Consider the following 6,451-nt stretch of genomic DNA (forward strand, 5'->3'; position numbering starts at 1 on the left):
AAAGATGAAAAGAAAGACAATAAAAGCAAAAATATCTGCTGCGTTGTCTGCGAGTATGGTGCTTGCCATGCTCGCACCGGCAATGCCGGCATATGCAGCAACAGGTACTTTGAAATTTGATTTTCATAGCAATATTCATGACTCATTTGACGGAACACCGGAGATTGTAGTTAGTGGAACTGTTGGAGATTCGATACCGAATGTAGCAGATCTCGGTACATTTAATTCAAGAGTTGGATTGCCATGGCAGGATGGTGTAACCACTTCCGGTACTCCGGTAGCAACATTCAGGGATGTAGACGGTTCACCGGCTAAACCGGATAGTGCGGTTCTTGGAAAGAAGTGGATTGCCGATCTTGGACTTAAGGGCTATAAGATAAAGGAATTTAGAGGAGCTTTGGGAACCGGAGATTTCCCAAGGGTAGGTCTTGATGTAGGAACTATACAAAATCAGAATTATTATGCAACTCTTATAAGTGACGGAACAGATGCCATGACATTAAATGAGCAACATGTTCCCGATGCTTCCACATCATATGTTCCAAGTATCTCCGCTACTACTGTAGGACCGAAGAACGGTATGCATAAGGTACTTGAAAGTATCCAGACAATACCTTATGTTATTCCGGGATATACTGTAACAAATGCGACTATTACAGGAGCGGGTGCTCCAAAAGCACTTAACTATATGGGTGGAAGTATACCGGCTTCAAAATTTATGTCATTTATAACATCCAATAAGGATATTAACATAAAGTATGAATACGGTGTAGATACAACCAAGAACTTTGCGGTAAAGGTTGTAGATAAAGTGTGGCAGAATGATTCCACCACACCGGGTACATATAGCCATACAACAAATACTATAAAGAGTCAGAATAACAGAACTGCAAACAATGTGGTTGGTAATGTTTTGACAAATATTACAGGTATCACTGCAAACGGTAATTATGTAGATATTACAGGTAGTGCCACAACACCGAGCAGATATATTTTAGATCCAACTGAACCTGTAACGGTAACATATGATAACGGTACACCTGACGGTTCAGGACAGTTCTCAAGTGGCGGAAATCCTATCCCTACTTTGATACCTGCAGTGACTGTAGCAGGTCAGTATACAGCAATTACTGTAGGAGGTGACCCTGCAACCACTATCTCAGGACAGGTTCCGAACCAGAATGTAACTATTACTTATAATTACTATGAGAATCCGAACTATTATACTACTGTTAATATAAAGTACGCTGATAAAGAGGGCAATGATATTACCAATAAGGTAGTAACCGAGCATTCTTCATTATTTACAGATATATCTACAGTAGTTCCGCCTGCGGCACCGGCTGTAGGTACATTGTACAAAGACGGTTCAAGTGTATTTATGAGAGTAAATACTACACAGGCAAATTATAATGTGCCGGTTCCTGTTATGAATGATTATATAAGTACAGGAACAGACAGTCCTACCATATCACCTGATAATTCTATAGACTGGTCAAGTTCATATAGATTTATTAATGGAGGCGGTTCTACACCTACACCTGCTCAAGAAGGTTGGGGTGCAAGTCATCCTTTCTATCAAGTAAGTATAGATAGGGATGGAGACGGTACAGCAGATACACCTACAAAGAACGGTGATGTTACTGTTACATATACTGTGGATCCTACCAAGGTTGCACAGGTGGCGGTAGTAGGTGTTGGCAACGGTCAGCTTTTGGCTGACAGAGGTCAGGCAACCGAGCATGAGTACGGTACTTTGGCATCTGATGTTTTACAGCTTTCAAGAGAGAGTGTGACATCATCAGGAGATTATTCTCTTACAATAAAAGAGGCTGATCTTCCTTCACCGGTACCGGCAGCAGGATATAAGTTTATGGGATGGAAGTACGGCACTACAGATGTTAATCCGCTTCCATATACTATAAGCGGAATCCCGGGAACTCAGGGCAGTATCGTTCTTACAGCTAAGTTTGATGAGGATCCGAATCTATGGAATACTTATAACTTAGTTACAGGAGACAGCCATGTACAGCTTCTAAACGGCAGTACGGCAAAGATAGCCAATACAGATGCTTCAGGTACTCCAAGAGCAAATATTCCTTTCAGTGATATTGATGCCTTTACACAGGAGGCTACAGGCGGAGTTTCAGTAGACAGCGGATATGTACTTGAGTGGCGTGACCAGCACGGAAATGTATTGACATCTGCAACAGATATTTCAGGAATGAACGGTCAGACATTTACCGCATTTGCAGTAAGTTCAACACCGGCAGCTGTTTATACACCTACAGTAAACGGTACTCTTGATAATACAGGCGCTCCTGCTATATCTGTAGATCCGCTTTCACCTGCACCGCTTGATCCGAGATTGAATTATGTTGTTACAGATTCTTCAGGTAATGTAGTGGCTGTAGTTCCGGGTTCACAGGTAATTACAAACGGTGGAAATATCAAAGGAAACTTCCTTACACCGGGAAATGCATATAATGTTGCGGTAGCACTCAGTACAGCATCTGTAACTGTAGGAAGTCCGATTCCTTCAGGAGCAACAGATATAGGTACTACAAGTTCTGCTACTATCCCTGTTGCACCTACACCGCTTGTAGCCGAGGACAGTTCAAATCCGGGCAGAGCAAGCATAACTGTAAGCCCAGCGGCACCGAATACCGAGTATGCACTTGTAGATGATAACGGAAATGAAGTATATCCGTTTACAGCACCTGATTCAGGAAATAAGGTAACCTTTGGAAACCTTGATCCGGGAAGAGTATATCATATAGTACCGAGAGCGGTAGGAAGTAATGAAACACCGGCACAAAGACAGTCGGCAGGTGCAGATCTTCCTGTAAATACAAACAATCTCGGTTTGACAGTGAATACATTTGATGTAACAGTAGTTGCAAACAATGCACCTCTTCCAACCAGCTTAAAGGTTAACGGACAGACAAAGTCAAATCTCAATGCCCTTAAAGGTCTATCTAAGGGAATGACAGTAGAGATATTGGCACAGCCGCTTGATAATGCATCAAATACATTTGTCAAGTGGGAGGCAATCAGCGGTATAACAATAAGTGCGGCTGATGCAACTAACTCAAGACTTACATTTACAATGCCGAATAAACCTGTAAAGGTTCAGGCAATGTATGATGACGGCACAGATTGGGATAATAATCTGTATACAGATAATATCGGTTCAGGAAAGATAATAGGTTCTGTAAATCCTGTAATAAATGATACAGGAAGATTCAGAGTAGTTATCAACAAGAACAGTGTACCTACAAATGTAAAAGATTTGATAGCAAGTACACTTACAGATAATTATACTTCAGTATTCCTTATGGATATTGTGGTACAGAAGTTCGATACCGCTACAGGAAATTGGGTAGATTATACCTCTGCAAGCGGAGATATCGCACTTGATACAACTGTTGAAACAGGAGCATTGATTTCTACAAGAGATTATATGTTCCATGAACTTGCAACAAGTTCAAATGCAGTAACTGCTTTAAGCGGAGATTTTGAGCATCCGGGAACATCATATCCGGGACAGTTTGATATCACCTTAAAGTCAGGAAAGAGCTATGTATTCGGATATACATCACCTGCAACACATAGTGTTAAGGTAAGAGATAACAGAGATAATTCTCTCATCACTGATTTGACACTTAGAGATACAGAGGTTGTACAGGATAAGGCAAGTCTTTATTCACATAAGATAACCGGTGATTATATCGACAACAACGGTATCACATGGCATTATGAAGGTCTGAGTACAGACAAGGATACATATCAGGCATATGATCCTACAACCAGAGTTACAGAGGATATGACAATCTATGTATTCTATTCAAATGATAAAGATGCAAGAAAGAAAGCGGACAGCAACTTAAGAGCCGCTATCCAGAATGCAAAGGAACAGTTGAGTAAGATTACAGATCCTGCAAAGATAGCTGCACTTCAGGCTGCAATTGATGCCGCACAGGCAGTTCTTGACAGGGTAAACAGAAAGTCATCTACAGCTGAACTCAAAGCAGCTCTTGATGCCCTTAATCAGGCGGTAAAGGATGCCGGCGGAAAGGTATATGTACCTGAGGACGATAACAATAAAGGTGGCGGAGGAAGACATCGCGGTGGCGGTGGTTCTTCAGGCGGCGGTACAGGAAGTGCAAAAGGAAAGTCTACAGGCCTTAGAGTAGGTCAGGACGGTAACTGGGAACTTCTGAACCCTGCTGAGGCTACAGCAAACCCTGACAGCAGTAAGTGGGTATTTAACCTCGCTTCAGGCGGTAAGGTAAAGGGCTGGGCTTATCTAAGCTACACCTATCAGGGACAGACAAAGTCCGAGTGGTATCACTTCGGCGATGATAACACAATGAATACGGGATGGCTTGTTGACGGAGGTAAATGGTACTATCTGTCAATGGATCACAACGGATTCTATGGTGAGATGGTCAAGGGATGGCACTTTGAAACTCAGGACAACAGATGGTACTACCTCAATCCGAACAACGGTTCAATGCATACAGATTGGCTGAAGGATGGAAATGAGTTCTACTATTTGAATCCTGTTGCAACAGAGCAGACTTGGTTCTATGATAGCAATACGGAGAGATGGAATTATGGTGACAGAGGTGCCAGATCACTTGGCTCTATGTTCCAGAATGAAAACACACCTGACGGTTATCATGTAAATGAAAACGGAGCTTGGAGATAATTTTAGGCTCATATAACGGGGCTCTCGCATTTAGGTGCGAGAGCCTTTTTAAAAATAAGGAGTTTTATGAGAAAGTTTGATGTCGAGAAGTTGGAACAAAAGATAAGTGAATTGGAAGCAATTGACGGCATTACCATTGCTATATGGGGAATAAAGCCGGATGATGAAAAGTATGTTGTGAATTTTGATATAGGTATAAATACACTTTTTGATTTACTGTCATTTACAGAGTATGATGTGGAAAGAGGTGACTTTGATCCTGATATCAATGATATATTTATCATTGATACTTTCTATGACTGTATAATGAATTTTGCAAATATGACAGTGGAGTATCTTGCTGAAAACACGATAAATATATATGTACCTGTGGAAAACAGTTTTGTTAAGCTTGAAATCAGAGGCATTGAGTATGAGGAGGTAGCTGTGACAGGCTATGAAAGGGTAGCAAATTATGTGGGGGAGAAACCTTTTAAGGTGGGAGTTTTCAATTATGATACTATGGAATATGATAACTTTCCACAGGATTTTGTAGCGGGTGAGTCTAAGTTCTATTGGTATGGCTGATAAAGAAAAAAGGCGTTTAAGCCTTTTTTGCTACACTGTCTCTGACTATTAGGTTGCCGGTAATAAGTGTTTTTACCGGCTCGTTTTTTTTGCTTTTTTTTATTCTAAGCAGTTGTTCTACAGCCAGCTTTCCAATCTGATTTCTTTGGACATGTACTGTGGTAAGGCTTGGAGAGGACACTGCGGAGTAGGGAATATCATCAAAGCCTATTATTGATACATCTCTTGGAATCTTAAAGCCCAGTCCCTTAAGTGCTTTTATAGCACCCAGTGCCAATGTGTCGTTGTAGGCAAAGAGGCAGTCGGGGAGTGTATTTATATTTTTCAGCCGTTCCAACATATCTGTATATGCGCCTACCATGGTCGGAGTCAGCATATAGGTATGTTCTGTGAGATATTCCATATCAAGGGCATTGACACTTTCTATAAATCCCTTTTTTCTTTGTTGAAAATTTTCGGAATAAATATTTCCGTCGATATATCCGACAGTTTTATGTCCGCATTGTTTCAGATATTGTAGTGCTATATGCACATTTTCTTCATTGTTCATGCACACAGCGGTACAGTTTGTATATGGACATGTATTGTCCACTACCACATATGGAATCGGTATACTCTCAAACAGAGGATAAAGCTCAGGGGTAAACTCGGTACCAATCAAAATGAGGCCCTCATACAGGCTTAGATCGCTCTCCGACAGAAATTTTTCAAAGCTCTCTTTATGCACTCTTAAGACCATATTCAGGTTTTCTTTTTGCAGTCTACTTTCTATGGCATCAAGTATACTTGCTATAAAGCCTTGATTTTCCTCCACAAATACACCGCTTCTATAATATTTCAGAACCAGCACATTCTTCTTTTCTTTTTCTGTAAGTTTCTTCCTTTGTTTCGGGTAATAGTTGTACTCCTTTATGGCTGACAGTACCTTTTCCCTTGTTTCTTTGCTGACACCTTTTTTTTCATTTATGACTATGGAAATAGCGGCAGGAGAAACATTTATCAACTTTGATAATTCTCTAATGGTCATAACATTCTCCAAAATATATTGTTCACTAAACAATAAGTGTATTCACTAATCATATTACTATTTTAAAAGGATATTGTCAAATGAGAATAAATATAAATTAATCAATAATATTTCCTAAAAATATAAAATTATAAGTTATGCAC

The 6,451-nt window shown here is 40.4% G+C and carries 3 protein-coding genes; 2 read left to right on the forward strand and 1 reads right to left on the reverse strand.

The features are described 5' to 3' along the window. Positions 1-4: 4 nt before the first annotated feature. Together HMPREF0381_RS15260 and HMPREF0381_RS02445 are read left to right on the forward strand one after the other, a co-directional pair. Positions 5-4,714 carry an InlB B-repeat-containing protein gene (locus HMPREF0381_RS15260; protein ID WP_040461075.1) on the forward strand — a complete coding sequence of 1,570 codons (4,710 nt, stop codon included), beginning with the start codon at positions 5-7 and terminating at the stop codon, positions 4,712-4,714. A 66-nt stretch (positions 4,715-4,780) separates the two neighbouring features. Next, positions 4,781-5,281, forward strand: a complete 501-nt coding sequence (locus HMPREF0381_RS02445) for a hypothetical protein (RefSeq protein ID WP_008750280.1) — start codon at positions 4,781-4,783, stop codon at positions 5,279-5,281. A 16-nt stretch (positions 5,282-5,297) separates the two neighbouring features. Here HMPREF0381_RS02445 and HMPREF0381_RS02450 read toward each other — a convergent pair whose 3' ends face one another. Next, positions 5,298-6,308 carry a LacI family DNA-binding transcriptional regulator gene (locus HMPREF0381_RS02450; protein WP_008750281.1) on the reverse strand — a complete coding sequence of 337 codons (1,011 nt, stop codon included), beginning with the start codon at positions 6,306-6,308 and terminating at the stop codon, positions 5,298-5,300. Between the last annotated feature and the right edge of the window lie 143 nt (positions 6,309-6,451).

This window comes from Lachnoanaerobaculum saburreum DSM 3986 (assembly GCF_000185385.1).
Taxonomy (GTDB): domain Bacteria; phylum Bacillota; class Clostridia; order Lachnospirales; family Lachnospiraceae; genus Lachnoanaerobaculum; species Lachnoanaerobaculum saburreum.